Source organism: Clavibacter sp. CT19, from assembly GCF_027858075.1.
Taxonomy (GTDB): domain Bacteria; phylum Actinomycetota; class Actinomycetes; order Actinomycetales; family Microbacteriaceae; genus Clavibacter; species Clavibacter tessellarius_A.
Genome location: NZ_JAQHYR010000008.1, coordinates 44,255 through 70,089 on the forward strand (window position 1 = coordinate 44,255; position 25,835 = coordinate 70,089).

General features: G+C 73.3%; 24 protein-coding genes and 3 tRNA genes. 21 read left to right on the plus strand and 6 right to left on the minus strand.

What is annotated here, in order from left to right; genetic code table 11:
- Positions 1 to 5 precede the first annotated feature (5 nt).
- Entirely contained in the window at positions 6 to 860 is an 855-nt protein-coding gene (locus tag PED38_RS10785; RefSeq protein ID WP_270981214.1) for a DMT family transporter, read from the plus strand.
- 40 nt (positions 861 to 900) lie between these two features.
- Here PED38_RS10785 and PED38_RS10790 read toward each other — a convergent pair whose 3' ends face one another.
- Together PED38_RS10790 and PED38_RS10795 are read right to left on the minus strand one after the other, a co-directional pair.
- Positions 901 to 1,635, minus strand: a complete 735-nt coding sequence (locus PED38_RS10790; protein WP_270981215.1) for a tyrosine-protein phosphatase — start codon at positions 1,633 to 1,635, stop codon at positions 901 to 903.
- Between the two features lie 79 nt (positions 1,636 to 1,714).
- Complete coding sequence (locus tag PED38_RS10795; RefSeq protein WP_270981216.1) at positions 1,715 to 2,989, minus strand: isochorismate synthase; 1,275 nt, start codon at positions 2,987 to 2,989, stop codon at positions 1,715 to 1,717.
- A gap of 160 nt (positions 2,990 to 3,149) precedes the next feature.
- Here PED38_RS10795 and ubiE point away from each other — a divergent pair, with 160 nt between their 5' ends.
- The 5 genes from ubiE (at position 3,150) to PED38_RS10820 (ending at position 7,879) form a co-directional block, all read left to right on the plus strand.
- Positions 3,150 to 3,887, plus strand: coding sequence for a bifunctional demethylmenaquinone methyltransferase/2-methoxy-6-polyprenyl-1,4-benzoquinol methylase UbiE (gene ubiE / locus PED38_RS10800; protein WP_270981396.1), 738 nt, complete (start codon positions 3,150 to 3,152; stop codon positions 3,885 to 3,887).
- Between the two features lie 36 nt (positions 3,888 to 3,923).
- A complete protein-coding gene (locus PED38_RS10805) occupies positions 3,924 to 4,997 on the plus strand; it encodes a polyprenyl synthetase family protein (RefSeq protein WP_270981217.1) in 1,074 nt (357 codons plus the stop codon).
- 93 nt (positions 4,998 to 5,090) lie between these two features.
- Positions 5,091 to 6,461 carry an FAD-dependent oxidoreductase gene (locus PED38_RS10810; RefSeq protein WP_063071509.1) on the plus strand — a complete coding sequence of 457 codons (1,371 nt, stop codon included), beginning with the start codon at positions 5,091 to 5,093 and terminating at the stop codon, positions 6,459 to 6,461.
- A gap of 123 nt (positions 6,462 to 6,584) precedes the next feature.
- On the plus strand, positions 6,585 to 7,262 hold the full coding sequence (locus tag PED38_RS10815; RefSeq protein ID WP_270981218.1) for a prepilin peptidase: 678 nt from the start codon (positions 6,585 to 6,587) through the stop codon (positions 7,260 to 7,262).
- Between the two features lie 122 nt (positions 7,263 to 7,384).
- Positions 7,385 to 7,879, plus strand: a complete 495-nt coding sequence (locus PED38_RS10820; RefSeq protein WP_063071511.1) for a MarR family winged helix-turn-helix transcriptional regulator — start codon at positions 7,385 to 7,387, stop codon at positions 7,877 to 7,879.
- 42 nt (positions 7,880 to 7,921) lie between these two features.
- Here the strand turns inward: PED38_RS10820 and cls are convergent, their stop codons facing one another.
- Positions 7,922 to 9,391, minus strand: coding sequence for a cardiolipin synthase (cls, locus tag PED38_RS10825; protein ID WP_270981221.1), 1,470 nt, complete (start codon positions 9,389 to 9,391; stop codon positions 7,922 to 7,924).
- A 99-nt stretch (positions 9,392 to 9,490) separates the two neighbouring features.
- On the minus strand, positions 9,491 to 9,979 hold the full coding sequence (locus PED38_RS10830) for a YajQ family cyclic di-GMP-binding protein (protein ID WP_063071513.1): 489 nt from the start codon (positions 9,977 to 9,979) through the stop codon (positions 9,491 to 9,493).
- Between the two features lie 867 nt (positions 9,980 to 10,846).
- Between PED38_RS10830 and PED38_RS10835 the strand changes: the two genes are divergently transcribed.
- The 8 genes from PED38_RS10835 to PED38_RS10870 all read left to right on the plus strand — a co-directional run bounded on the left by PED38_RS10835 (position 10,847) and on the right by PED38_RS10870 (position 18,143).
- Positions 10,847 to 11,659, plus strand: coding sequence for a hypothetical protein (locus PED38_RS10835; protein ID WP_270981222.1), 813 nt, complete (start codon positions 10,847 to 10,849; stop codon positions 11,657 to 11,659).
- Positions 11,660 to 11,963: 304 nt separating this feature from the next.
- Entirely contained in the window at positions 11,964 to 12,827 is an 864-nt protein-coding gene (locus tag PED38_RS10840) for a hypothetical protein (RefSeq protein ID WP_270981224.1), read from the plus strand.
- Positions 12,828 to 13,066: 239 nt separating this feature from the next.
- A tRNA-Tyr gene (locus PED38_RS10845) sits at positions 13,067 to 13,148 on the plus strand.
- A 114-nt stretch (positions 13,149 to 13,262) separates the two neighbouring features.
- The gene (locus tag PED38_RS10850; protein ID WP_270981225.1) at positions 13,263 to 14,249 is read left to right on the plus strand and encodes an aldo/keto reductase; all 987 of its coding nucleotides are present in this window, start codon (positions 13,263 to 13,265) and stop codon (positions 14,247 to 14,249) included.
- A gap of 69 nt (positions 14,250 to 14,318) precedes the next feature.
- A complete protein-coding gene (locus PED38_RS10855; RefSeq protein WP_063071517.1) occupies positions 14,319 to 15,029 on the plus strand; it encodes a YoaK family protein in 711 nt (236 codons plus the stop codon).
- 62 nt (positions 15,030 to 15,091) lie between these two features.
- Positions 15,092 to 15,838 (plus strand): YoaK family protein, encoded by a 747-nt coding sequence (locus PED38_RS10860; RefSeq protein WP_063071518.1) that lies wholly within the window; start codon positions 15,092 to 15,094, stop codon positions 15,836 to 15,838.
- An 88-nt stretch (positions 15,839 to 15,926) separates the two neighbouring features.
- Positions 15,927 to 16,736 (plus strand): inositol monophosphatase family protein, encoded by an 810-nt coding sequence (locus PED38_RS10865; protein ID WP_063071519.1) that lies wholly within the window; start codon positions 15,927 to 15,929, stop codon positions 16,734 to 16,736.
- A 225-nt stretch (positions 16,737 to 16,961) separates the two neighbouring features.
- Entirely contained in the window at positions 16,962 to 18,143 is a 1,182-nt protein-coding gene (locus tag PED38_RS10870; protein ID WP_063071520.1) for a M23 family metallopeptidase, read from the plus strand.
- A gap of 91 nt (positions 18,144 to 18,234) precedes the next feature.
- Here the strand turns inward: PED38_RS10870 and PED38_RS10875 are convergent, their stop codons facing one another.
- A complete protein-coding gene (locus tag PED38_RS10875) occupies positions 18,235 to 19,974 on the minus strand; it encodes a glycoside hydrolase family 13 protein (RefSeq protein ID WP_270981226.1) in 1,740 nt (579 codons plus the stop codon).
- Positions 19,975 to 20,114: 140 nt separating this feature from the next.
- On the opposite strand from PED38_RS10875, the gene PED38_RS10880 reads away from it, so the two are divergent.
- The 7 genes from PED38_RS10880 (at position 20,115) to PED38_RS10910 (ending at position 24,415) form a co-directional block, all read left to right on the plus strand.
- Positions 20,115 to 21,053 (plus strand): aldo/keto reductase, encoded by a 939-nt coding sequence (locus PED38_RS10880; protein WP_063071521.1) that lies wholly within the window; start codon positions 20,115 to 20,117, stop codon positions 21,051 to 21,053.
- A gap of 110 nt (positions 21,054 to 21,163) precedes the next feature.
- Positions 21,164 to 21,235 (plus strand) — tRNA-Thr (locus tag PED38_RS10885).
- Between the two features lie 41 nt (positions 21,236 to 21,276).
- Positions 21,277 to 21,350, plus strand: a tRNA-Met gene (locus tag PED38_RS10890).
- Positions 21,351 to 21,577: 227 nt separating this feature from the next.
- Positions 21,578 to 21,769, plus strand: a complete 192-nt coding sequence (locus PED38_RS10895; RefSeq protein WP_063071522.1) for a hypothetical protein — start codon at positions 21,578 to 21,580, stop codon at positions 21,767 to 21,769.
- 601 nt (positions 21,770 to 22,370) lie between these two features.
- Positions 22,371 to 22,820, plus strand: a complete 450-nt coding sequence (locus PED38_RS10900; RefSeq protein ID WP_086517109.1) for an FAS1-like dehydratase domain-containing protein — start codon at positions 22,371 to 22,373, stop codon at positions 22,818 to 22,820.
- The gene (locus PED38_RS10905) at positions 22,817 to 23,254 is read left to right on the plus strand and encodes a MaoC/PaaZ C-terminal domain-containing protein (RefSeq protein ID WP_270981227.1); all 438 of its coding nucleotides are present in this window, start codon (positions 22,817 to 22,819) and stop codon (positions 23,252 to 23,254) included. Before PED38_RS10900 ends, PED38_RS10905 begins: the two co-directional genes overlap by 4 nt.
- 6 nt (positions 23,255 to 23,260) lie before the next feature.
- Positions 23,261 to 24,415 carry a UDP-N-acetylmuramate dehydrogenase gene (locus PED38_RS10910; RefSeq protein WP_063071525.1) on the plus strand — a complete coding sequence of 385 codons (1,155 nt, stop codon included), beginning with the start codon at positions 23,261 to 23,263 and terminating at the stop codon, positions 24,413 to 24,415.
- Positions 24,416 to 24,448: 33 nt separating this feature from the next.
- Here the strand turns inward: PED38_RS10910 and PED38_RS10915 are convergent, their stop codons facing one another.
- Entirely contained in the window at positions 24,449 to 25,678 is a 1,230-nt protein-coding gene (locus PED38_RS10915; RefSeq protein ID WP_063071526.1) for a pyridoxal phosphate-dependent aminotransferase, read from the minus strand.
- Between the last annotated feature and the right edge of the window lie 157 nt (positions 25,679 to 25,835).

Sequence of the window (25,835 nt, forward strand, 5' to 3'; positions counted from 1 at the left end):
GACGCATGCTGGGCATCGCGCTCGCGCTCGGATCCGCCGTCGCGCACACCGGCTGGAACGCGCTCAGCAAGACGGGCGCGGCCGGCGGCACGGCGTTCGTGTGGCTGTGCACCGTGATCGGCGCGCTGGTCGCGATCCCCGTCGCGGTCGTGATCGTGCTCGCGCAGGGGCTCGTCCCCGCGTGGTCGTGGCTCGGCGCCGGCGCGGTGGGCGCCGTCCTGCACGGCGGCTACAGCCTGGTGCTCCAGGCCGGCTACCGGCGCGCGGAGGTGAGCGTCGTGTACCCGGTGTCGCGCGGCCTCGCGCCCGTGCTGGTCGCGGTGCTCGGCGTGATCCTGTTCGGCCAGCGCCTCGGCCTCGCCTCGGGCCTCGGGGTGCTCCTCATCGCCGTCTCGGTGCTGCTGCTCCTCGGCGACGGACCCGGCCGGGGCCCCGGGGGAGGCGTCGGCTGGGGCGCGCTCACCGGCGTCGTCATCGCCGGGTACACGCTGTGGGACGCGGCCGTGGTCGTCAGCTGGGGCATCCCGCCCGTGCCGTACTACGCGGTGGTCGCGGTGCTGCAGCTGGGCATGATCACCGTCGCCGCCCGGCGGCACCTCGGTCGTGCGGCGCTCCGCGACCGGCGCCGCCTCGGGCTGGCCGCGGCCGTCGGCGTGCTGATGCCGCTCTCCTACGTGCTCAGCCTCCTCGCGCTGGAGCACGCGCCCGTCGGCGAGGTCGCGGCGCTGCGGAGCACGAGCATCGTCCTGTCGGGGGTCGTCGCGTGGATCGCGATGGGTGAGCGGGTGAGTGTCCGCCGGCTCGCGTCGACCGCGCTCGCGACCGGTGCGGTCCTGCTGATCGCGGTGTCGGCGACCTGAGGCGGCCGGCTGGGCGGAGTCCGCGTCGCGCCGTCGGACGTCAGGCCGGGAGCGAGCCCCGCCACGTCCGCAGCGCCTCGCGCTCCGGGTCCGTGAGCCCGGCCGCGGCGAAGAGCGCGTCGAGGTCGATCCCCGCCATCGCCTCGCGGAACGCCCCCTCGCTCGTGGTGCCGCGCTCGGCGAGGAAGTCCGCGATCGCGGGCTCCAGGTCCTGCTCGCCGGAGTTCGCCGACCGCTCCGGGCCCAGGCGGATCGTGGCCAGGTAGTCGTCGACGATGTCGTCCGGCTCGGCACCCACGGCGAGGAGCAGCAGCAGCGCGATGAGGCCCGTGCGGTCCCGGCCGGCGCCGCAGTGGAAGAGGACGCCGCCGGCGGGGGCGTGCGCGATGGCCCGCAGCGCGGATCCGGCGCGCTCCGGCAGCGCGGCGAGGTGCGGCAGGTAGTAGAGCGGCGTGCCGACGAGGCCGGTGTCCCAGTAGGGCACCCAGAAGTCCGGGTGGTCGTCGAGGCCGTCGAGGTCGACGTGCACCACCTGGATCCACTCGGGCCGTGGACGCGAGTCGCGGGCGCGCTCGAGCGGCTGGCGGAGGTCGAGCACCGTGCGGAAGCCGAGCTCGCGCAGGCGCTCCCAACCGGCGTCGGTGATGAGGTCGGCGTCCTCGCAGCGGGCGAGGACGCCCGTGGGGGTCGTGCCGCCGGAGCGGAGGCGGATGCCGCCGAGGTCGCGGGCGTTCACGAGGCCGTCGATCGGGAGGGTGCGGTCGGATGCGGTCATCGGCCGAGTCGACCACGGGGACCGGCCGCGTCGCGTCTGACGAGCGAGTGATCCTCGTCGATCCGGCGGCGGACCCCTCCTAGCCCAGCGCCTCCACGACCGGCCGGAACTTCATCGCCGTCTCGGCGCGCTCGCGCTCGGGGTCGGATCCCGCGACGATGCCCGCGCCCGCGTGCGCGACGATGCCGCCTGACGGATCCACCTGCGCGCCCCGCAGCGCGATGGCCCACTCGCCGTCGCCGTCCGCCGCGACCCAGCCGACCGGCCCGGCGTAGCGCCCGCGGTCGAAGGGCTCGAGCTCGGCGATCAGCTCCAGCGAGGCGGCCGTGGGGTGCCCGGCGACCGCGGCGGTCGGGTGCAGGGCGCCGACGAGGTCGAGCGACGAGGATCCGTCGCCCAGCGTGCCCGTGACGTCGCTCGCCAGATGCCACAGGTTCGGCAGCTTGAGCGTGAAGGGCGCGTCGGTGGTGGAGAGGTCGCGGCTGTGCGGGCGGAGCGCGTCGAGGACGCTGTCGCGCGCGAACGCGTGCTCCTCGTTGTCCTTGGGGGAGGCGGCGAGGCCCGCCGCCGCGGCGGCGTCGGCCCGGGCGTCCGCGCCGCGCGACACCGTGCCGGCGAGGACGCGCGCCCCGACCGTGCCGCGGCCCACGCGCACGAGCGTCTCGGGGCTCGCGCCGATGAGGCCGTCGACCGCGTAGGTCCAGCAGTCGGGGTAGCCGAGCGCGAAGCGGCTGAGCGCGAGGCGGAGGTCGCCGCCGAGGGGGAGGCGGCCCACGAGGTCGCGCGCGAGCACGACCTTCTGCACCTCGCCCGTCCCGATGGTGGCGACGGCGCTCGCGACGGCTCGCTCGTAGTCGTCGGGACCCATGGATCCGGGCCGCAGGTGCAGGCGGTACTCGGCGCCGGAGCGCTCGGGCACGGGGACGGAACCCGCGGCGAGGCCGTCGAGCGGGGAGGCGACGTCGCCGTCCTCCTGCTCGGCCAGCCGGATCCGCGTGACCCACGACACCCCGTCGCGCCGGCCGACGACCACGCGCGGCACCACGAGCACGCTGGCCGCCGCGGAGTCGTCCGCGAACGCGAAGGCGCCGAACGCGATGAGGCCCGTGCCGGGGATCCCGAGTGGATCCGTCACGGTCGCGGCGGCGGCCACCTCGCGCCATGCGGCGGCGGCGTCGCGCACGCGGTGGGGCCCGGTGAACTCGAGCCGGAGCGCCTCGCCGATGCCGCCCATCCCGGATCCGTGCCGCAGCCACAGGAGCGGGTGCCGGGCGTCGAGGAGGGGGACGAGCCGGGCGATGGAGTCGACGGGGGTGGTGTCGACGAGGAGCGCTCGGACGCGGGTGGCGGTCACGGATGCCAGCCTACCGCCGGGGATCCGGGCCTCCCCGGGGAGCCGGCGCCCCCGTCGGCGACCCCTCGCGACCCCCGCCGCCCCCGACCCCTGTTCGGCCCCTGGGCATCCGGCCGCCGCCCACCGCGTGCCCAGCGCGCCCGAATAGACTGAACGGGTGATGCGCGCAGACCTCAGCAAGAAGCCCGGCCAGGTGTCGGCGATGTTCGACGAGGTGTCGAGCGCGTACGACCGCACGAACACCCTCCTCTCGGTCGGCAACGACCAGCTCTGGCGGGTCGCCACCACGCGGGCCGTCGCGCCCGTCGCGGGCGAGCGGATCCTCGACCTCGCCGCGGGCACCGGCACCTCGAGCGCCGCGCTCGCCGCGTCCGGCGCCCACGTCGTCGCCGCCGACTTCTCCGAGGGCATGCTCGAGGTCGGTCGCCGCCGCCACGCGGGGAACCCGCGCATCGAGTTCGTCCACGCGGACGCCACCGGCCTCCCCTTTGACGACGACTCCTTCGATGCCGTCACCATCTCCTTCGGCCTCCGCAACGTCGTCGAGCCGAAGAAGGGCCTCGACGAGCTGTTCCGCGTGCTCAAGCCCGGCGGCCGCATCGTCATCTGCGAGTTCAGCACCCCGCCCGTGCCGCTCGTCCGCCGCGGCTACGACCTCTACATGAAGGCCGTCGCGCCCTCGCTCGTGAAGCTCGTGAGCTCCAACGCCAGCGCGTACGAGTACCTCAACGAGTCGATCCAGGCCTGGCCCGACCAGGAGACGCTGAGCTCGTGGCTGCGCTCGGCTGGATTCTCGTCGGTCGAGCACCGTAACCTCACAGCGGGGATCGTCGCGCTGCACCGCGGCGTCAAGCCCGTCGGCCGCCACGCCGCGGCTCCCCGGCCCGCCGCGTCCTGACCGGCGCGTGACCCACCACAGACAAGGTCGCCCATCATGAGTCCGAGCATCCCGCTCGCCCGCCGCGGCACCTCCGTCGCCTCCCATGCCAGCCTCACCGAGCGCCTCTTCGCGTCGTCGGGCGACCGCCGCATGGCCCGCAGCATCGACGACGGCCTCGCCCTCGTCGAGGAGCAGCTCCTCCGCGAGGTCCGCTTCGCCGACGACGTGGCCGACGTCACCACGCGCTACCTGCTCGACGCGGGCGGCAAGCGCGTGCGCCCGATGCTCGCCCTCCTCATCGCCCAGCTCGGCGAGGGCAACACGCAGCAGGTGGTGGACGCGGCGGTCGCCATCGAGATCACCCACCTCGCGTCGCTGTACCACGACGACGTCATGGACGAGGCGGACATGCGCCGCGGCGTCCCGAGCGCGCAGGCCGTGTGGGGCAACTCCATCGCCATCCTCGCGGGCGACCTGCTCTTCGCGCGCGCCAGCAAGATCGTCGCCGACCTGGGGCCGCGCGCCATCCGCCTCCAGGCGGCCACCTTCGAGCGGCTCGTGCTCGGCCAGCTGCACGAGACCATCGGCCCGCGCGAGGGCCAGGACCCCATCGAGCACTACCTCGACGTCCTGGCCGACAAGACCGGCTCCCTCATCGCGTGCGCCGCGCAGATGGGCGTCATCTACTCGGGCGCGGATCCCGAGCTCGAGTCGGCCGTCGTCGCGTTCGGCGAGCGCACGGGCGTGGCCTTCCAGCTCGTCGACGACGTGCTCGACCTCGCCGACCAGCCCGAGGAGACCGGCAAGCTCGCCGGCACCGACCTGCGCGCGGGCGTCGCCACGCTGCCGCTGCTCTACCTGACCCGCCTCGCGGCCACCGACCCGGACGCGGCGGCGCTGCTCGCCCGCATCCAGCGCGACGTGGAGCACGAGGAGACGCCCGAGACCGAGGCCGACCTCACCGCCGCCATCGCGGAGCTCCGCGACCACGAGGTCACGGCGCGCACCATCGCGGAGGCCCACCGCTGGGCCGCCGAGGCGGTCGACGCGCTCGCGCCCCTCCCGGAGGGCCCGGTGAAGAAGGCGCTCACGCGCTTCGCCGACACCATCGTCGAGCGCACGCGCTAGCTGCCGCTCGTCCCCGCCGGCTCTCGCGGGGATCCGCATCACCACGCCCCGACGGCCGGCACGGGACGACGACGACGAACGAAGAGGACACCAGTGACCAAGCTGAGGCTGGCCATCGTGGGCGCAGGGCCCGCGGGCATCTACGCGGCCGACATCATCCTGAAGGCCGAGAAGCAGTTCGACGTCTCCATCGACCTCTTCGAGCGGCTCCCCGCGCCCTACGGCCTGGTCCGCTACGGCGTCGCGCCCGACCACCCGCGCATCAAGGGCATCATCGGCGCGCTGCGCGACGTGCTCGACCGCGGCGACATCCGCATCTTCGGCAACGTCGACTACGGCCGCGACATCACGCTGGAGGACCTGCAGAAGCACTACAACGCGGTCATCTTCTCCACGGGCGCGATCCGCGACGCCGAGCTCGACATCCCCGGCATCGACCTGCCGGGCTCGTACGGCGCGGCCGACTTCGTGAACTGGTTCGACGGCCACCCGGACTTCCCGCGCGACTGGCCGCTCGAGGCCCGGGAGGTCGCCGTCATAGGCAACGGCAACGTGGCGCTCGACGTGGCGCGGATGCTGTCGAAGCACGCGGACGACCTGCTGCCCACCGAGATCCCCGACAACGTCTACGCCGGCCTCAAGCGCTCGCCCGTCACCGACGTGCACGTCTTCGGCCGCCGCGGACCGGCGCAGGTCAAGTTCACGCCGCTCGAGCTCCGCGAGCTCGGCGAGGTGCCCGACGTCGACGTGATCGTCTACGACGAGGACTTCGGCGTGGATCCCGCCGCCGAGGAGGCCGCGAAGACCAACAAGCAGGTCATGGTCATCAGCCGCGTGCTGGAGAAGTGGCGCACGCGCGAGACCGGATCCGCGTCCCGCCGCCTGCACCTGCACTTCTACTCGCGCCCCGCGGAGGTGCTCGCGTCCGACGACGCCGAGCCCCGCGTCGCGGCCCTGCGCATCGAGCGCACCCGGCCCGACGGCACGGGCGGCGTGGAGGGCACGGGCGAGTTCCGCGACGTGCCCGTGCAGGCGGTCTACCGCGCGGTCGGCTACTTCGGCTCGCCCGTCGACGGGATCCCGTTCGACGAGCGCCGCGGCGTCATCCCGAACCACGAGGGCCAGGTGCTCGACCTGGACAACGCGCGCATCCCGGGCGTCTACGCCACGGGCTGGATCAAGCGCGGCCCCATCGGCCTCATCGGGCACACCAAGTCCGATGCCATGGAGACCGTCTCGCACGTGCTCAACGACCAGGGCGACTGGTGGACCCCCGAGGCGCCCGAGGAGCAGGCGATCGTCGACCTCCTCGCGGAGCGCGGCATCGACTACACCGACCTCTCCGGCTGGCACGCGCTCGACGAGCACGAGATCGCCCTCGGCGCCCCGCACGGGCGCGCGCGCATCAAGGTGGTCGAGCGCGCGGAGATGCTGGAGGCGTCCCGGTCGCAGCGGTCCGCCTGATCCGCCTCCCCTGATCGACGCCGACGGGCGCCCGCGGTCCTCCCGCGGGCGCCCGTCCGTCGTCCGTCCCCAGGTCGCGGGCCGCGAGCCCGGGCTGCGCGGGGGAGCCCCTAGGGTCGCCGCGTGATCCCCGCCCCCGCGTTCCTCGTCGCGGCCGGCAGCGCGGGCGCTGTCGTGGGCGCCGTGTCCCCGCGCCTCGCCCGCGTCGCCCTCGCCGGCGGGCGCCGCGCGGACGGCCTCGAGGCCCGCCCGCTCCATCCGCTCCCCGGCCTCGGACGCACCGCCGCGGTCGTGGCGGCGGTCGTCACGGGGATCCTCGCGGCCCTCGTGCTCGCGGAGACCCCGCCCGCGCGCCTCCCGCCCGCGCTGCTGCTCGTGGCCGTCGGCCCCGTGCTCGTGCTCGCCGACCTCGCCGCCCACCGTCTGCCGGACCGGGCCACGGCTCCCGCGGCGGTGGCGGCGTCGGCCCTGGCGCTCGTCACGGGCGGATCCGGGCTCCTGCTGCAGGCGGTCGGATGCGGAGCCGCCGCCGTCGTCGTGCTCGCGCTCCTGCAGGCCGCGACCGCCGGCGGCCTCGGCTCGGGCGACGTGAAGCTCGCGGGCGTCCTGGGTCTTGCGCTCGGGCAGCTGGGGCTCGCGCACGTCGCCCTGGGCCTCGCGGTGGGCACGCTCCTCGGCGGCGTCGCCGCGCTCGCCCTCCTGGTCGGGGGCCGCGCGCGGGCGTCGACGGCCGTCCCGTTCGGCCCGTGGCTCGTGCTCGGCGCGCTCCTGGTGGCCGGCGCTCCCACTACGCTCGCGTGAGCGTGCGACGACCCCGGCCGATGATCGTCTGTGCGTGGGTCCCCTCGCGCTACGAGAGGCGTACGGTGGAGGAAGTGTCCAAGACCCCGGCATCGACGTACTGACGATCCAGAGGAAATGACATGGCACAGAGATCGCTCGCACTCCTGGAAGACGAGACGGGAGTCCTCCTGGCGGCCGCCTCGCGCGCGGTGGTCTCGCTCTACCGGCCGCTCCTGCAGCCGCTCAACCTCACGCATCCCCAGTACCTGGTGCTCCTGGCGCTCGACATGGAGGAGCCGCAGGCCGTCGTCGACCTCGCGGAGAAGCTGCACCTCACGCCCGGCACGCTCTCGCCGCTGCTGAAGCGCCTCGAGGTCTTCGGCTACGTCACCCGCTTCCGCGACACGACCGACGAGCGCCGCCTCTCGGTCGGCCTCACCGACGCCGGGCGCGACATGCTCCCCGTCATCTGGCGGGTCGGCGACCAGGTCCGCCGCGACATCGCGGGTGACGACGCCGACGGCGCGTCGGGTGACTCGCAGCTGCACGCGCTCCTGCAGGCCGTGCTCGAACGTGCCATCGCTCACGAGCAGGCGGATCCGCGGGCCGACAGCACCGCGACCGCGGACGACTGACCCCGGCGCGACCGGCCCTCGCGGGTGCGGCGCCCTCGGCGGCTACTGCACGCCCGAGGTCAGCCGCGCGAGATTGTCGAGCACGGTGCTGAAGCGCGTGCGGCGGCTCCACTCGTCGAGGGTCAGCTCGCGGCTGCGTGCCCGGTAGCCGTCCTCGACGCGGCGCATCTCGCGCACGAAACCGGGGCCGCGCACCATCAGCGACACCTCCATGTTGAGGCTGAACGACCGCATGTCCATGTTGCTGGAGCCGATGACGGCCACGTCGTCGTCGATCGTGAAGTGCTTGCTGTGCAGGATGTAGGGCGCCCGGTACATCCAGATGCGCACGCCCGCGTTGAGCAGCTCCTCGTAGTAGGAGCGCTGCGCGTGGTAGACGACGGGCTGGTCGCCGATCTCGCTCACGAACAGCTCCACCGAGAGCCCGCGCTGCACGGCGGTCGTGATGGCGTACCGCATCGAGTCGTCGGGCACGAAGTACGGCGACGTGATGACGATGCGCTCCTGCGCGTAGTAGAGCAGCGCGTTGAACAGGCGCAGGTTGTTCTCGCCGGGGAACCCGGGGCCGGACGGGACGACCTGGCAGTCGAGCGCCTCGTCGTCGCCCGTCGCGGCGATCTCGATCGGCTCGGTCTCGCGCACCAGCAGCTGGTCGGTCTCCGCGTACCAGTCGGTGATGAAGATCGCGTTGAGGCCGCTGACGATCGGGCCCTCGAGCCGGGTCATGAGGTCCTGCCACTTGAGGCCGCGCTTGCGGTTGACGACCTTGTTGTAGCTGCGGTGCACCATGTTCTGCGAGCCCATGAAGCCCACGCGGCCGTCGACGACGAGCACCTTGCGGTGGTTGCGGAGGTCGGGCCGCTGGTACCGCCCGCGCAGCGGCTGCACGGGGAGCATCAGGTGCCAGAGCGCGCCGATCTCGGTGAGCTTGCGGGTGGTGCGCCGGTAGCCGGGCGAGCGCAGCGACGCGATGTGGTCGAGCAGCACGCGCACGGTCACGCCGCGCTGCACCGCGCGCTCGAGCGCGTCGAAGAACGGGGCGCTGGTCACGTCCCAGGCGAGGATGTAGAACTCGACGTGCACGTACCGCGTGGCCTTCTCGACCTCGTCGGTCATGGCCTGGATGGACTCGTCGTAGTGGCTGTAGAGCTTCGCCCGGTTGCCGCCGACGAGCGGCATCGACCCCAGGGTGAGGTTGAGCTCCACGACGGAGTCGAGCCACGACGGCCAGGAGTGCTCGCGGGTGACCCGCTCGATGCCCTCGGTCGACTCGACGATGAACCGGTTGATCTCCTGCTGCTTCTCGCGCCGCCGCTTGGGCAGCCGCGTGGATCCGATGAGCAGGAACAGGAAGATGCCGAGGTACGGCAGGAAGAAGATGGCCATCAGCCACGCCATCGCGGTGGACGGCCGGCGGTTGCGGGGGATGACGAGCAGCGCCACCACGCGCACGATGAAGTCGACGACGACCGCGAGCCCCGCGAGGACGAGGGTGGTCATCGAGGGATCCATCAGGCGGAGTCTAACCGGCGGGAGCGCTCCGCCGACGGGCCCGGCGCGCGGCGGACGCGGCCGGCTCGGGCGACCGGCGGCCGCCCGCGGGCACGCGGATCAGCGGAAGTTGACGAACTGCAGGTCGAGATCCACGTCGGCGCCCTTCAGCAGCGCGATGGTCTGCTGCAGCTCGTCGCGGCTCTTGCTCGAGACGCGGAGCTCGTCGCCCTCGACGCGGCTCTTGATGCCCTTGGGGCCCTCGTCGCGGATGATCTTGCCGAGCTTCTTCGCGTTCGCCTGGTCGATGCCCTGCTTGAGGGTGACCTCGATCCGGTACTCCTTGCCGGAGGCGAAGGGCTCGCCCTCCTCCAGGCTCTTGAGGCCGATGCCGCGCTTGATCATCTTCGACTGCAGCACGTCGAGGATCGCCTTCACGCGCTCCTCGCTGGAGGCCTTCATGAGGATGGTGTCGCCGCTCCACTCGATGGAGGCGCCCACGTTCTTGAAGTCGTAGCGCTGCTCCACCTCCTTCTGGGTCTGGTGGACGGCGTTGTCCGCCTCCATGCGGTCGACCTTGCTGACGACGTCGAACGAGCTGTCCACGATGGACTCCTTCCGTTGGCTGTGTCGAGGGTAACGGCAGGAGGCCGGAGTCGCGACGCGGAGCGTCGAGCGGCTCTGCGAGGTGAATCGCCGCGCTCGCGGAACGTGGATACCCGGCCGGGCGGAGGCATCGGATTCGGACCGACTGCGTGATGTCGGTGCGGGAACGGCTATTCCTGCGCCTCGGGAAGCTGTCCCATCCGGGAATTCCGGGCCCCAAGGAAAAAGAGGGGGGCGAGGTATTCAGGTGCGTGCATCCGGACATCCACGCCGTGTGTGGATATCTCGCCCCCACGCCCCGCCACCGCCTTTACCGTGCACACAGGACGCATCAGGAGGGGTTCACATTGAGGATTGCGATCAGGGGTCCGGGTTTCGGGGGAGCTGCGGGGTGATGGACATAGAGGCCATCGCGTCCACCGCCCGAAGTGGAGCTTTCGGATATGGGGGAGTCCGCCGCCGGGGAGTCCGGCGCGGTGCCGACGAGCATCGTCGGGGCCCGGCCCCCCGGGCTTCCGGCAGGGTCCTCACGTTCCCGCCTCGGCTCCGTGGATATGGGACCGTTCCCGTGTCGAACCACTCGGACGCAGCCCCAGCCGGCGCCCGACATCCATGTGCGAGTGGCACCGTCTCGGGAGTCAGCTGCCCAAGGAATGCCGACACCGAAGACGCCGATCCGAGTCGGTGGCTCCTGGCCGCCCAGAGCAGCGCCAGCGGCTCGATGTCAGGCGATTCCGGTGGGTCGGTGTTCAGCGACCCGGACGCTGACGGTGCGAATCCGAACGGAGTCACTGCGTACGGAATCATCTCGGCCCGAGACATGGACGACGTCCACGAGCTCCATCACGTCGATATGTCGCGGATCCGCCCATGTCCGGCGCCGGCAGAGCCGCGTCCGTGGCGTGTGCGGCACGGCACGGTCATGCCGCACCGATGCGTCCCACCTCGAAGAGAACCTGCGCATCACGCGCGATCACGCACAGGAACAAGGAGTTTCACATGAGAAGTCGAACAGTCGGGAAGTGGACCCTCGCCGGCGCCGCGGGCGTCATCATCGTGAGCGCCCTCTCGGTGGGGGTGGCGCATGCCGGTGAGGAGAAGGGGCCGTCGACCGGCGATGAGGGGGCGGGGTCGACGCCCGCCGGTGATCGGTCCGCGGAGCTCGTGGTGGAGCAGCCGGATCCGTCGTCGTCGGACACGCCCTCGGACGACGGGACGTCGTCGCCCGACGCGTTCGCCCTCTCGCTGCCCGGAGACGGAACGGACGACGTCGTCGATCCGGCCACGGTCCCCGGGGGCATCTTCCACGGCTCAGGGGCTGCGGTGGTCTCCACCCGTGTCGACGACACCGTGCTCTCCGGCTTCAGCGAGGACACCGGCATGCAGGTGCTGACGCGTGTGCCGTCGGCGGATTCGGCGAGGGAGTACCGCTTCTCCGTCAACATCCCGGACGGCTTCCATGCGGTCGTCCGCGACGACGGCTCCGTCGCGGTGGAGGACGCGGACGACCAGGTGGGGACGCGGTTCCTCGTTCCGGAGGCCGTGGATGCGAACGGTGCGGCGGTCGACGCGGTCCTCCGCGTGGACGGTTCGGACATCATCGAGTCCGTGGCTCCGGCGCCGGATGCCGCGTTCCCCGTGGTCTCCAGCCTTGAGCAGTCGATGGACGGCGATGCCGAATAGAGCGGCTGGACAGCGATCGCGTGTTCGGGGGCACCCAGTCGCTCTTCCGCCGGACGGACCACCACGAAGCCGGGCTCTGCACGGCGGGGTTCGTGATGGCCGAGAGGGGTCTCCGGGCGCATGCCAGCCCGACGGAGCGGGTGCCCATCCGGCACACCCGCGGTCCCTCCGCGACCTCCCTGCCACACGACACGCACATCCATCGCACGACCACGCCCAGACAGGAGTCCCACATGCCACGACCATCGATCGCGACGACGACCAGCGCAGGTGCCGCTGGCGCCCTCATCACGGGAGCCGACCTATGAGACGCCTCGGCCTCTGGGGCCGGTTGTCCTCCGCCCTGGTCATCCTGGCGCTGGTCTCGGGGCTCGGCATGGTGGGCGCGGATCGAGCCTCGGCGACCGAGCCGGAGCGTCTGAACGGCGACCGCATCGTCGGCGGCACGCAGCTGCAGGTCCTCAACGCGAGCTCTCGACAGACGAAGAGCTGCACGGCGGGGTTCGTCCTGACGAAGCGGGGGCTCCGGGCGAACGCCACCCCCTACGAACGGGCCACGCGGTATGTCACCACCACCGCGCACTGCGGCGATCGCTATGACCGGGTCGACGTCAACGGCCACATGGTCGGGGAGGTCTCGTGGGTGTCGAACGCCTACGACATGATGATCGTCACCGTGCCCCCCAAGGCCGTGCCCATGCGGCATCACACCGGGTCGGGTTCCCACACCGTGTACTACATCAACTACCACTACGAGCCGCGTGCCTTCAGTGCCGTGCTCACCTATTCGCAGCGCCTCCGCGCCGTCGGCGCCGTCCCCGTCCTGCAACTGGCGGAGGAGATGCCCGCGAACGTGAACTGGGCCTGTCACAGCGGGGCGACCACGGACTACAGCTGTCTCTGGTCGAAGTACGGGAATCCCGGGGCGTACTTGAGGACGCTGCGGAACTCCCTCAGCGGAGCCGCCCCCGGCGACTCCGGCGCTCCCATCTTCAGCGACCCGAACGCCGACGGCGCGGACACCGCAGGCGTCACGGTCTACGGGATCCTCCACGGCGGGATGCAGGAATCCCAGCCCCATTACGACTCGAGGGTCATGTACTACGTGCCTCTGACGGGATTCATCTCGGAGATGCAGTACACGTACGCATTGGCCCCTTCGTCGTGACGGTCGGCGACGGTGCGGATCGCCGCTCGGCGACGCCGGTGACGCCGGGGAACAGCTAGGCGCCCGTCGTCAGCCCCGGTCGCGCCCGTCGAGGCCGGATCCACCGCACCGCCGTCGTCCGCCGTGCGCGTGTCTCGGCGATGCGGCGGCGGCCCGGGCCGGGATTTCGGTTCCCGGGCCGACGCCCGCTATCATCGACGAGCGTCTCCGGTCCGTGATCACACAGGTCGGGTGCGCATGGCGAGTTACCCTAGCGGCCAAAGGGATCTGACTGTAAATCAGACGGCTCAGCCTTCGGGGGTTCGAATCCCTCACTCGCCACCGCACGGAACGGCCCCGCTCGCGCGGGGCCGTTCGTCTGCCCCGCCGCATCCGTCGGGGCCCGCCCGCGCGGGCAGCGTCGCCCGCGCGCCCGACGACCTGGATCCACCACCGATGTTCCCCGCCGCCCCCGGCCCCTCGACGCGTGCCCTCGGCACCTCCGGAGTCGTCGTCTCCACCCTCGGCCTCGGCACGAGCGGCTTCGGCTGGACCGCCGACCGCGACGAGGCGTGGGCGATCCTCGACGCCTACCGCGAGGAGGGCGGCACGTTCGTCGACACCGCCTCGTCCTACTCGCAGTGGGTGCCCGGGCACGCGGGCGGTGAGTCGGAGGCGATCATCGGCGGCTGGCTGGCCGCGCGCGGCTGCCGCGACGAGGTCGTCGTCGGCACCAAGGTCGGCAAGAGCCGGGACGCGCCGGGCACGTCCGCCGCGTCCGTGCGTCGCGGGGTCGACGCGTCGCTGCGACGCCTCCGGACGGACCACGTCGACGTCGTGCACGCGCACCTCGACGACACCCGCACCCCGCTCGAGGAGACCGTCGCCGCGCTGTCCGACCTCGTGAAGGACGGCAAGGCGCGGCTCGTCGGCGTCTCGGGCTTCACCCCCGAGCGACTGGAGCAGGCCCTCGCGCTGGCGCACGCATCCGGCGCCGTGCCCGTCGGCGTGGTGCAGGAGGAGTACAGCCTGCTCGCCCGCGACCGCGCGGAGGGCCGGATGCAGGCCGTCGTCCGCCAGGAGGGCGTCGGCCTCGTCGCGCACAGCGTGCTCGCGAAGGGCTTCCTCACGGGCAAGTACCTGCCGGGCGCGCCCGCGGTGCCGTCCGCCCGCGCGCTCGACGCCGAGCAGTACATGACGCCGGGCGGGCACGCCACGGTGCGGGCCGCCGAGGAGGTCGCCCGGCTCCGCGGCGTCACCGTCGCCCAGGTCGCCATCGCGTGGGTGCTCGGGCGGCGCGGGGTGGCGAGCGCGCTCGTGGGCGCGCGGACGGCGCGGCAGATCCGGCAGCTGATGCCCGCCGGGCAGCTCGTGCTCGACGACGAGGAGGTGTCGCGCCTCGCGTCGGCGGCCGCGCGCGCGGCGCGGGACGACATCGCCTGATCCCAGGGGCCACGGAGGGGCGCCCCCTATTTTGGGGCGCCCACCGTCCCGACATCGAGGAGATCTGTCATGCCCCGAGACCGGCCCCACGGCGCGTACGTCGCCGCCCTGCTCGTCCTGACCGCCGCCACCGGAGCCATCGACGGCGTCAGCTACCTCGCCCTCGACCGCGTGTTCACCGGCAACATGACGGGCAACGTCATCTTCATCGGCTTCGGCCTGGTGGGCGTCGCCGGCGTCCCCGTGCTCAACAACCTGGTCGCGCTGCTCGCCTTCATGGCCGGCGCGGTGCTCGCGGCTCGCATCACCTGCCGCGCGCCCGCGGACCTGCGCCTGCCGAGGTCCGCCGTCTGGATCCTCGTCACGGGCACCGCGCTCACCTTCGCGCTCGCGGGGGTGTGGTTCGCGGTCGGCACGCTCGACAAGGGCGTGATGATCGTCATCACCGGGCTGTTCTCGCTGCTGCTCGGCGCGCAGGCGGCCGCCGTGAAGAGAATCGGCTTGCCCGACCTCTCCACCGTGGTCGTGACGATGACCGCCGTGAGCCTGTCGGCGGACAGCCGCATCGCCGGCGGCTCGGGCGCTGCGTGGGCCCGCCGCTTCGGCGCGATCGCGAGCATGGCCATCGGCGCGTTGGTCTCCGCGCTCATCACCACGCGCATCGGCGCCCCGTGGGCGCTGCTCGTGGCGGGCGCGCTCATGGCCACGGGGGTCGGGATGCTGGTGAACGCGCGCCGACTCGACCGGAAGCACGTGCGGGAGGGCGCCGCAGGCGCGTGACGCCCGACACGGCCCGCATAGGGTGAGGGGATCCGCCGCCCGAACGCCGAGGAGATCCGCCCGTGTCCCGTCCCTGGCCCGAGGGCTCCTACATCGCCGCGCTGCTCGTGATGACCACCGCGACCGGCGCCATCGACGGCGTGAGCTACCTCGCGCTCGACCGCGTCTTCACCGGCAACATGACCGGCAACGTCCTCTTCATCGGGTTCGGCCTGGTGGGCGTCGCCGGCATCCCCGTCCTCAACAACCTCGTCGCGCTCGTGGCCTTCATGCTCGGGGCGGTGATCGCGTCCCGCATCACGCGGCGCGCGCCGACCGACGTGCACCTGCCGCGCTCGTCCGTCGGGATCCTCGTCACCGGCACCCTGCTCACCCTCGCGCTCGCCGTGGTCTGGCTCGTGGTCGGCGCGCTCGACACGGGCGTGATGATCGCGATCACGGGCTTCCTCGCGCTGCTCCTCGGCGCGCAGGCGGCGGCCGTGAAGAGCATCGGCCTCCGCGACCTCTCCACCGTCGTCGTGACCATGACGATGGTGAACCTCTCCTCCGACAGCCGCGTGGCCGGCGGAACGGGCGCCGCGTGGGCCCGCCGCATCGGCGCGATCGTCTGCATGGGGCTCGGCGCGCTCGTGGCCGCGCTCATCACCACGCACGTCGGCGGCGCGTGGGCGCTGCTGGCGGCGGGCGGCCTGATGGTGCTGGGCGTCGCCCTGCTGTGGAACGCGCGGCGCGTGGAGCGGAAGCGGCTCGACGAGGGCGGGACGGCGACCCCGGCGGTCGACGAGCGCACGGGCGTCGCCCCCGCCTGATCAGCTCCCCGGGGTCCGCCGTCCGTCCCGCGGTCCCGCCCCTGAGCGCTCGGCGCGGTGACCCGCGCCCCTCTGGCAGGGTGGATCCATGACCTCCCCCGGCGACGCCGCGCTCCTGACCATCGCCCGCGACATCGCGACCCGCGCCGGGGAGCTCGCGCTCCGCCGCCGCCGCGAGGGCGTCGAGGTGGCCGAGTCGAAGTCGAGCCCCGAGGACATCGTCACGCACACCGACCGCGAGACCGAGGACCTCATCCGGCAGGCGCTCCGGGACGTGCGCCCCGACGACGGCTTCCTCGGCGAGGAGTCCGAGGGCACCTCCGGCACGTCGGGCCTCACCTGGGTCGTCGACCCGATCGACGGCACCGTCAACTTCCTCTACGGCATCCCCGCGTGGGCCGTGAGCGTCGCCGTGGTCGAGGGCGAGGCGGATCCGCTCACCTGGACCGCGCGCGCCGGCTGCGTCGTGAACCCCACCCTCGGCGAGGTCTACACGGCGACCGCCGGCGGCGGCGCCGAGCTCGACGGGCGCGCCATCGCGGTCAACGCGGGCGTCCCCCTGTCGCTGGCGCTCGTCGGCACCGGCTTCTCCTACGGCGCCTCGACGCGGATCCGGCAGGGCCGCGTGATCACCGACCTCCTCGGCGAGGTGCGTGACATCCGCCGCATCGGCGCCGCGTCGCTCGACCTCTGCAACGTGGCCGCGGGCCGCACCGACGCCTACTTCGAGCGCGGCCTCAAGCCGTGGGACCACGCTGCGGGCGCGCTCATCGCCGCGGAGGCGGGTGCGCGGGTGACCGGGATCGGCGGCGGTCCCGCCTCCGCCGAGCTGCTGATCGCGGCGGATCCGGACCTCGCGCGCGCCCTCGAGGAGCGGCTGGATGGGCCGGACGCCTAGCCCCCCGAGGCCCGCGCGCGCATCCCCCGGGTGGCGTGAATCCCTCCCAGCGGTTAGCCTTTACCGATCCGTTACATCGCGACCGGGTTCGATCCGGTCGCACGCGCACGCCCCGACCCCCGTCGACCGGCCCGCGCAGCACACTGTCCCTCGCACTAGGAGCTCCACGATCCTGTCCGTCCTCCGCGCCTCGCGTGCCCCCCAGTCCTCCGTCCGGCGGCTCTCGTGCTGACCCCTGACGAGACCGCAGGGGTCGTCTACCCGACGCGACGCGAGCGACGCGAGGCCGAGCGCCGAGCGGCGGAGGCGGCGCTCGCCCCTCGGGCGGATGCGCAGGACGCACCCCAGCCCGAGCCGACGCCCGCCGCCACCGAGGCCCCCGCCGCTCCCCGCATCGCCCCCGTCGCCGTCGAGGCCCCCGCCGCGCCGACCACGCACCTCCCCGCGGACGCCGAGCCCGCCGCTGTCGCCGCCTCCGCCGACGACGTGCCGCTCGCGACCCGCGCCCGTCGGATCCGCAGCGCCGCGTCCGCCGCGTCAGACGCGCGCCGCTCCTCCTTCGTGCACGCGAAGCGCGCGAGCGTCCCCTCCGCCGCGCCGCACGTCCGGGTCCGAGGCCGCCGCGTCCCCGCCTCCTCGCGTCCCGCCCTCGCGGCGCCGTCGCCCGAGTCCACCGCCGGCCGCCGCCGCTCGAACGCCTCGCGCGGCCTCACGCTCCTGACCATGGCGTTCGTCGCCACGGTCACCATCGCCACGTCGCTGCCGTCGTCCGCGTTCCTCACCGGCCAGGACATGGCGCAGGCGAACGTGGTCACGGATGCGCCGGGCACCGCGGTCCCCAGCCAGAGCATCGCGCTCTCCTCCGCCCCCGAGGCCGTCGTCGTCGGCGGCACCGACGACGCGTTCACGGCCACGACGCCGCAGCAGATCATGCTGGCGCAGACGTCCACGGGCGCCGGCGCCTTCACGAACGACATCAACGGCACGATCCAATGGCCCTTCGCGGCCGGCGTGCCCATCAGCGGAGTCTTCGGCAAGCGCATCGCGCCCTGCTCCAACGGCTGCTCGAGCAACCACCAGGGCGTCGACTTCGCCCCCGGCATGGGCGCGCCCATCCAGGCGATCGCCGACGGCGTCGTGCGCGAGTCCGTCAACAGCGACACGGGCCTCGGCGTGCACCTCGTCATCGACCACGTCATCGAGGGTCAGCTCGTCACGAGCGTCTACGGCCACATGCTGCCGGGCTCCATGCGCGTGCAGGCGGGCGATCCCGTGAAGGTCGGCCAGCAGATCGGCCAGGTCGGCAACACGGGCGCGTCCACCGGCCCGCACCTCCACCTCGAGGTCCGCATGGCGGACGGCACCGCGGTGGATCCCTTCGCCTGGCTCAAGGAGCACGCGAACTAGCGCATCCCGCGCGGCCGACCGCCGCGTCCGTCGCACGATGACGCCCCCTCCGCCTGCAGGCGCGAGGGGGCGTCGTCGTGATGGGGAGGGGTCAGCCGGCGATCATCCACACGGTCGTGTCCGACGGCACCGCGTCGCCGTCCAGCGGCTGGCTGGCGAGGAGCACGCGGCCCTCGGGCAGCGACACCGACGCGGATCCGAGGTTGGCGATCACGGTGACGCCCGCGCTCCGGAACGCGATGACGTCGTCGTCCTCGGCGGTGATCCACTCGATCGCGCCCAGCGCGAGGCCGTGCTCGCGGCGCAGCAGCAGCGCCTCCGTGTAGAGCGACAGCGTGGACGCGGGGTCCGCCTGCTCGGTGTCGCGCGCGAACCGGTCCCAGTCGTCGGGCTGGGGCAGCCAGCTCGCGTCGCCGTCGCTGAACCCGTACGACGGCTTCCCGGCCTCCCACGGGATCGGCACGCGGCAGCCGTCCCGCCCGTAGCGCTCGCCCGCGGTGCGGTGGAACGTCGGATCCTGGCGCGCCTCGTCCGGCAGGCGCGTGTCCTCGGGCAGGCCGAGCTCCTCGCCCTGGTAGACGTACGCGCTGCCGGGGAGCGCCAGCATGAGCGCGCTCGCGGCGCGGGCGCGACGGAGGCCGAGCTCCTCGTCGACCGTCACGGTCGACTCCGGCCCGATGCCCACGCCCTGCGGGTTCTCACCCGAGAGCGCGAGGCGGCTCGCGTGCCGCACCACGTCGTGGTTCGACAGCACCCACGTGCTGGGGGCGCCCACCGACCCGAAGGTCGCGAGCGACGCGTCGATCGTGCGGCGGAGCGCCTGCGCGTCCCACGGCGTCTCGAGGTAGCTGAAGTTGAAGGCCTGGTGCATCTCGTCGGGGCGGACCCAGTCGGCGAGCTTCGCGAGCGGCTCGACCCACGCCTCGGCGACCATGGCGCGGTCGCCCTCGTACGAGTCGAAGATCTCGCGCCACTCGCGGTAGATCTCGTGCACGCCTTCCTGCGCGAAGTACGGCGGCGGGGGAGCGGGCTGGTCGTCGGCGCCGCCGGCGCCGCCCATGCTGCCCTGGCCCTCGGGCGGCGTGTAGTCGGGGAGGCCGGGCGCCTTGACCATGCCGTGCGCCACGTCCACGCGGAAGCCGTCCACGCCGCGGTCGAGCCAGAAGCGGAGGATCTCGCGGAAGCGCTCGCGCACCCACGGGTTCGTCCAGTCGAGGTCGGGCTGCGAGGAGTCGAACAGGTGCAGGTACCACTGGCCGGGCGTGCCGTCGGGCTCCGTGAGGCGGGACCAGGCCGGGCCGCCGAAGATCGACTCCCAGTTGTTCGGCGGCAGCTCGCCGTCGGCGCCCTTCCCGTCGCGGAGCATGTAGCGCGCGCGCTCCTCGCTCCCGGCGGGGGTCGCGATCGCCTCCTGGAACCAGCGGTGCTCGGAGGAGGTGTGGTTCGGGACGATGTCGATGATCACGCGGAGGCCGAGCTCGTGCGCGCGGCGCTGCATCCGGTCGAAGTCGTCGAGGGTGCCGAACAGCGGGTCCACCGCGCAGTAGTCGGCCACGTCGTAGCCGGCGTCGTTCTGCGGGGAGAGGAAAAAGGGGGAGAGCCAGATCGCGTCGACGCCGAGCTCGCGGAGCGCGGGCAGCCGCTCGGTGATGCCGGGGAGGTCGCCGATGCCGTCGCCGTCCGAGTCGGCGAACGAGCGGGGGTAGACCTGGTAGATGACGGCGGTGCGCCACCACTCGGATCCGGTGCCGGGCGCGTCGTCGCCGTCGGGACGGGTCAGGAGGGCGTCCCGGGCAGCCGGGGCGGGCGCTGTGGGGGAGGGCGGAGTCATGGGATCGAGCCTAGGTGACGCCCCCTGGCCGACCCCGCCGACGACCGCGGGCCGGGGAACAGCGGAATAGCCGGGCGCGCGCCGCGGCTTGACCCTGGAGGCGGCGGCCCGCCGCCATCACCGGACGAAGGAGATCAGCCATGACGAACCCCGCACGCGTGCCCCTCGGATCCAGCGGCCTGGAGGTGAGCCCCCTGTCCTTCGGCGGCAACGTCTTCGGCTGGACAGCCGACGAGGCGACCTCCTTCCAGCTCCTCGACGCCTACGTCGCGGCCGGCGGGAACTTCGTCGACACCGCCGACGTCTACTCCGCGTGGAAGCCCGGCAACTCCGGCGGCGAGTCCGAGGAGATCATCGGCCGCTGGCTCGCGGACCGCGGTCGCCCCGACGGCCTGATCATCGCCACGAAGGTCGGCGCCCACGAGGCCGCGAAGGGCACCTCGCGCGACAGCGTCCGCCGCGGCGTCGAGGCCAGCCTCCGTCGGCTCGGCGTCGACGCGATCGACCTCTACTACGCGCACGTCGACGACCAGGAGACCCCGATCGAGGAGACCGTCACGGCGCTCGCCGAGCTCGTCGCCGAGGGCAAGGTCCGCGCGATCGGCGCCTCCAACTTCACCGCGGAGCGCCTGCAGGCCGCGCTCGACGTCTCGGCCCGGGAGGGCGTCGCCCGCTTCGAGGTGCTGCAGAACCGCTACAACCTCGTCGAGCGCGACGCCTACGAGGGCGAGCTCGCCGACCTGCTGATCCGCGAGGGCATCGCCTCCGCCCCGTACTCGAGCCTCGCCAGCGGCTTCCTCACGGGCAAGTACCGCGGCGGCGAGGTCGACAGCCCCCGCGCCGGCACCGCGTCGAAGTACCACGACGACCACGGCCGCGCCCTGCTCGAGGTCCTCGACCGGGTCGCCGAGGCGCACGGCGTCTCCGTCACCACGGTCTCGCTCGCCTGGCTCCGGGCCCAGCCGTCGGTCACCGCGCCCATCGCGAGCGCCCGCGACCTCACGCAGCTGCCCGACCTGCTCGCGTCGGTGGACCTCGAGCTGACGGCCGACGAGGTCGCCGAGCTCTCCGCGGTCTGATCCCGCGATCGCCCGATGGCCCCCGCCCCCGGGCCGCCCCGCGTCCCGGGGGCGGCCCGGGACCTGCTATCGTCGTAGGGTTCCAGCGCGTCTCCGACGCGCCCGGGCACGCCCCCATAGCTCATTGGTAGAGCACTTCCTTGGTAAGGAAGAGGTAGTGAGTTCAATCCTCACTGGGGGCTCGATCCTCACCGGTCCGGCTGCGGTCGGCCGCAGGGATCGTGGCGGGGTAGCTCAGGTGGTTAGAGCACACGGCTCATAATCGTGGTGTCGCGGGTTCAAGTCCCGCTCCCGCTACGGAAGCGCGGATCCCTCGGGGTCCGCCCTCCTCGATAGGCCCCGGACACCTCTCGCCAGGTTCCGGGGCCTTTCCTCTGCCCGCTCGCCGGTGCTGCGAGATGCCGCCCTCGGGATCCGCACCGCCGTGCGCGCAGCCGCAGCCGCGCCCGTAGCCGCCTCCGCGCCCGTGTCCGGCCGCGCCCGTCGCCCTTCCGGCGCCCGCCCCCGCGGCGTAGCCTCCGGGCATGACCCACCACGAATCCCCCGACCACCCCGACCACGCCTCGAGCGCCGAGCACGACGACGTGCTCTACAAGACCCAGGGCAACCCCGTCCCCGACGCCCACGACGAGGAGCGCCGCGAGGCGCCCGCTGGCGGCGACTACACCGCCAGCGAGTCCGAGGCGGAGAAGGAGGCGCGCGAGGGCGGCGCCTGATCCGCACCCCGCGCACCACGCGCACGAGGGCCGCCGCGACGCGTTCGCGGCGGCCCTCGCGCATGCCCGGGGTGCGGCGGACGGGGTCCCGGCCGGTCGACACGCCGGGCTCGCACGGGGTCGCGGATCGGACGCCCGGCCCGGATCCGCATGATGGCGCGGGAGCGGCCGCGACACGCCGAAACACTAGATGTAGTGGAATGACAGGTCTGTAGTTCGGGTTATATAGTGGAGAACCTCACCGCCCCACCGGGTGGCCGAGCACACCGGATCCTCGCGAAGACGCGGGTCCGGAGGCCATCGGGGCGAGAGCCACGAGACCTGAGGAGCCGCACCGGCGGCTCCCGATCCAGACACAACGGGAGGCACCCATGGACTACGACAACAACGACACCGTCGGCGGCTACGCGATCCCCGTCGACCCCATGGAGCTCCTGCAGTGCGACTCCTGCCAGTAGGCAGCTGACGCCGCAGCGGCAGCATCGCGACCTCGGGCCCCGGTCCCCACGAGAAGTGGGGGCCGGGGCTCTCGCGTGTCCGAGCGCATCCGGGGGAGCGGCCCGCCCGGGGCGCTCGCGCGGCCGCCGCGTAGGATCGTCCGGTGCCAGTGAATCCAGAGCTCCAGGGCCGCGTGCTCCCCGCCGCCGCCCCGTACCTGGTGGGACGCGAGAAGGTGCGCGAGTTCGCCCGCGCCGTCGGCGCCACTCACCCCGTCCACCTCGATCCCCGCGCCGCGCGCGCCGCGGGCCACGCCGACGTGGTCGCCCCGAGCACGTTCCCGGTCGTCGTGCAGGAGGCGACGCTCGCGCAGCTGCTCGCGGAGCCCGACGCCGGCATCGACTTCAGCCGCGTGGTCCACGGCGAGCAGGCCTTCACGTACTCCCGGCCGGTGGTCGCGGGCGACGAGCTCACCGCCACGCTCACCGTGACCAAGGTCGCCACCCTCGGCGGGAACGCGATGGTGACCGCGGAGTCCGCGATGACGGATGCCACGGGCGCCCACGTCGTCACGGCCGTCTCCACCCTCGTGGTCCGCGGGGACGACGCGTGAGCGCCGCATCCGCCGTGCCCGTGCTCGCCGACCTCTCCGTGGGCGACGTCGTCGCCGAGCGCGCGATCCACCTCACGCGCGACTCCCTCGTCCGCTACGCCGGCGCCTCGGGCGACTTCAACCCCATCCACTACCGCGACGACGTCGCCGCGTCGGTCGGCCTGCCGGGCGTGCTCGCCCACGGCATGCTCACCATGGGCCAGGCCGTGCAGCCGGTGGCCGACTGGGCGGGCGACCCGTCGCGCATCATCTCCTACGGCGTGCGGTTCACGCGGCCCGTGGTCGTGGATCCCGCCGACGGGCAGGACCTGACCATCGTCGCCAAGGTCGGCGCCATCGACGTGGAGGCGGGCACCGTGCGCATCGACGTGGCCGTGTCCGTCGACGGCAAGACCGTCCTCGGCCGCGCGCAGGCGCAGGTCCGGCTGGCGTAGGGCCCCATGACGATCCAGACCCATCGCGACGCCCCGCTCGCCGACCTCACCACGCTGCGCGTCGGCGGCCCGGCCGAGGAGCTCGTCACCGTGAGCGAGCGCGACGAGCTCGTCGAGATCCTCACCGGCCTGTGGGCCGTGGGCGAGGACTGGCACGTCATCGGCGGCGGGTCCAACTCCCTCATCTCGGACGAGGGCGTGGCCGGCAGCGTCATCCGCATCGCCACGCGCGGCGTCGAGGTCGGCGCGGAGCGGGCCGACGGGACCGTCCTCGTGCGCGTGCAGGCGGGCGAGCCGTGGGACGCGCTCGTCGCGCGCACCGTGGCCGACGGGCTGGCCGGGCTCGAGGCGCTCTCGGGCATCCCCGGGTCCACCGGGGCCGCGCCCGTGCAGAACATCGGCGCGTACGGGCAGGAGGTCGCCGATGTCCTCGAGGGCGTCGACCTCCTCGACTACGAGACGGGCGCGGTCGAGCGGCTGACCGCCGCGGACCTCGGGCTCGGCTACCGCACGTCGTCGCTCAAGCGCGGCCGGGTGGGCGTCGTGCTCTCCGTCGACTTCGCGCTCACCCGCGGGGAGGGCCCCGACGCGCTCGGCCTGCCCATCGCGTACCCGCAGCTCGCGGGCGCGCTCGGCGTGGAGCTCGGGGATCGCGTCCCGGTCGCCCGCGTGCGCGAGACCGTGCTGGCACTCCGCGGGTCCAAGGGGATGGTGCTCGACGACGCCGACCACGACACCTGGAGCGCCGGCTCGTTCTTCACCAACCCGATCGTCAGCGCGGCCTTCGCGCGCACGCTCCCGGCCGACGCCCCGCGCTGGCCGCAGGAGGCGCCGCCCGAGGACCTCGTCGTGCCGCTCGGCGACGAGTGGGAGGTGGCCGAGGCCATCGAGCGCCAGGCCGTCGAGCGCCGCCGCCGTGCGCCCGCGGGCGTGAAGCTCAGCGCCGCGTGGCTCATCGAGCACGCGGGCGTGCACCGCGGATTCCGGCTGCCGGGGTCCGGCGCGGCCGTCTCCTCCAAGCACACGCTCGCGCTCACCAACCGCGGCACCGCGACCGCCGAGGACGTCGCCGCCCTCGCGCGCTACGTGCAGGGCCGCGTGATGAGCGAGCACGGCGTGATCCTGCAGCCCGAGCCCGTGCTGGTCGGCCTCTCCCTCTAGGGCCGGGCCGACCCGCACGGGCCGGATCGCGGATCAGGCCAGCAGGTCGCGGATCCGGCGCACGCCCTCGAGCAGCGCCTCGTCGCCGAGCGCGTAGCTGAAGCGCAGGAAGCCGCTCGGGCCGAAGGCCTCGCCGGGGACCGCCGCGACCTCGGCCTTCTCGAGCAGCACGTCGGCGACCTCGAGCGAGGTGGTCGGCGTGACGCCGTCGATGTCGCGGCCGAAGAGCCCCGTCACGTCGGGGTAGACGTAGAACGCGCCCTGCGGCGTGGGGGTGACGAAGCCGGGGATGGCGTCGAGCTCGGCGACGATCGTGCGGCGGCGGCGGTCGAAGGCCTCGCGCATCCGGTCGACGGTGTCGCGCGGGCCCCGGAGCGCCGCGATGGCCGCGCGCTGCGAGACGTTGGACACGTTGGAGGAGAGGTGCGACTGCAGGTTGCCGGCGGCCTTGATGGCGTCGGCCGGGCCGACCATCCACCCGACGCGCCACCCGGTCATCGCGTACGTCTTGGCGACGCCGTTGACGAGGATCGTGCGGTCGGCCAGCGCCGGCACCACGTCGACGATGCTCGCGGCCTCGGCCCCGTCGTAGACGAGGTCCTGGTAGATCTCGTCGCTGATGACCCAGAGGCCCTTCGAGTCCGCCCACTCGCCGATCTCGCGGGTCTGCTCCCGCGAGTAGACGGCGCCCGTGGGGTTCGAGGGCGAGACGAACAGCAGCACCTTGGTGCGCGGGGTCCACGCCGCCTCGAGCTGCTCGACGGTGACGAGGTAGCCCTGGTCGGCGCCCGCGAAGACGTCGACGGGCACGCCGCCCGCGAGCCGGATGGCCTCGGGGTACGTGGTCCAGTACGGCGTGGGCACCAGGACCTCGTCGCCCTGGTCGAGCAGCGTCTGGAAGGCCTGGTAGACGGCCTGCTTGCCGCCGTTGGTGACGATGATCCGGTCGATCCCGACGTCGAGGCCCGACGACGTGCGCGTCTTCTCGGCGATCGCCTCACGCAGGTCGGGCAGGCCGGCGGCGGCGGTGTAGCGGTGGTTGCGGGGATCGCGCGCCGCCTCGACCGCGGCCTCGACCACGTAGTCGGGCGTCGGGAAGTCGGGCTCGCCCGCGGCGAAGCTGATGACGGGGCGTCCGGCGGCCTGCAGGGCCTTGGCCTTGCCGTCGACCTTGAGGGTCGCGGACTCGGCGATGGATCCGATGCGGGTGGAGACGCGGCTGAGGGGGACGGTGCTCTGCGGTTCGGCCATGCCCATGAGCATAGGGATCCGGCCCGTGCGCCACGCGGGGTCCGCGGTCCCCGGACGGACGCTCGGACCGGGTGGGCGCGGATGCTGGTACACTCGTCCGGGTCGGTATCTCCGCCATGCTCTTCCGCGCCCTCTTCCGTCTGTGCTCGCACGGTCCGAGAGGGAGGGT

Excerpts from the sequence above, each read along its gene's own strand:
- PED38_RS10875 (WP_270981226.1), bottom strand. The coding sequence starts at position 19,974 with ATGACTCCGCCCTCCCCCACAGCGCCCGCCCCGGCTGCCCGGGACGCC.
- PED38_RS10805 (WP_270981217.1), top strand. The coding sequence starts at position 3,924 with ATGAGTCCGAGCATCCCGCTCGCCCGCCGCGGCACCTCCGTCGCCTCC.
- PED38_RS10880 (WP_063071521.1), top strand. The coding sequence starts at position 20,115 with ATGACGAACCCCGCACGCGTGCCCCTCGGATCCAGCGGCCTGGAGGTG.
- PED38_RS10910 (WP_063071525.1), top strand. The coding sequence starts at position 23,261 with ATGACGATCCAGACCCATCGCGACGCCCCGCTCGCCGACCTCACCACG.
- PED38_RS10865 (WP_063071519.1), top strand. The coding sequence starts at position 15,927 with ATGACCTCCCCCGGCGACGCCGCGCTCCTGACCATCGCCCGCGACATC.
- PED38_RS10820 (WP_063071511.1), top strand. The coding sequence starts at position 7,385 with ATGGCACAGAGATCGCTCGCACTCCTGGAAGACGAGACGGGAGTCCTC.
- PED38_RS10835 (WP_270981222.1), top strand. The coding sequence starts at position 10,847 with ATGTCCGGCGCCGGCAGAGCCGCGTCCGTGGCGTGTGCGGCACGGCAC.
- PED38_RS10840 (WP_270981224.1), top strand. The coding sequence starts at position 11,964 with ATGAGACGCCTCGGCCTCTGGGGCCGGTTGTCCTCCGCCCTGGTCATC.
- PED38_RS10785 (WP_270981214.1), top strand. The coding sequence starts at position 6 with ATGCTGGGCATCGCGCTCGCGCTCGGATCCGCCGTCGCGCACACCGGC.
- PED38_RS10915 (WP_063071526.1), bottom strand. The coding sequence starts at position 25,678 with ATGCTCATGGGCATGGCCGAACCGCAGAGCACCGTCCCCCTCAGCCGC.
- PED38_RS10850 (WP_270981225.1), top strand. The coding sequence starts at position 13,263 with ATGTTCCCCGCCGCCCCCGGCCCCTCGACGCGTGCCCTCGGCACCTCC.
- PED38_RS10790 (WP_270981215.1), bottom strand. The coding sequence starts at position 1,635 with ATGACCGCATCCGACCGCACCCTCCCGATCGACGGCCTCGTGAACGCC.
- PED38_RS10855 (WP_063071517.1), top strand. The coding sequence starts at position 14,319 with ATGCCCCGAGACCGGCCCCACGGCGCGTACGTCGCCGCCCTGCTCGTC.
- PED38_RS10895 (WP_063071522.1), top strand. The coding sequence starts at position 21,578 with ATGACCCACCACGAATCCCCCGACCACCCCGACCACGCCTCGAGCGCC.
- ubiE (WP_270981396.1), top strand. The coding sequence starts at position 3,150 with ATGCGCGCAGACCTCAGCAAGAAGCCCGGCCAGGTGTCGGCGATGTTC.
- cls (WP_270981221.1), bottom strand. The coding sequence starts at position 9,391 with ATGGATCCCTCGATGACCACCCTCGTCCTCGCGGGGCTCGCGGTCGTC.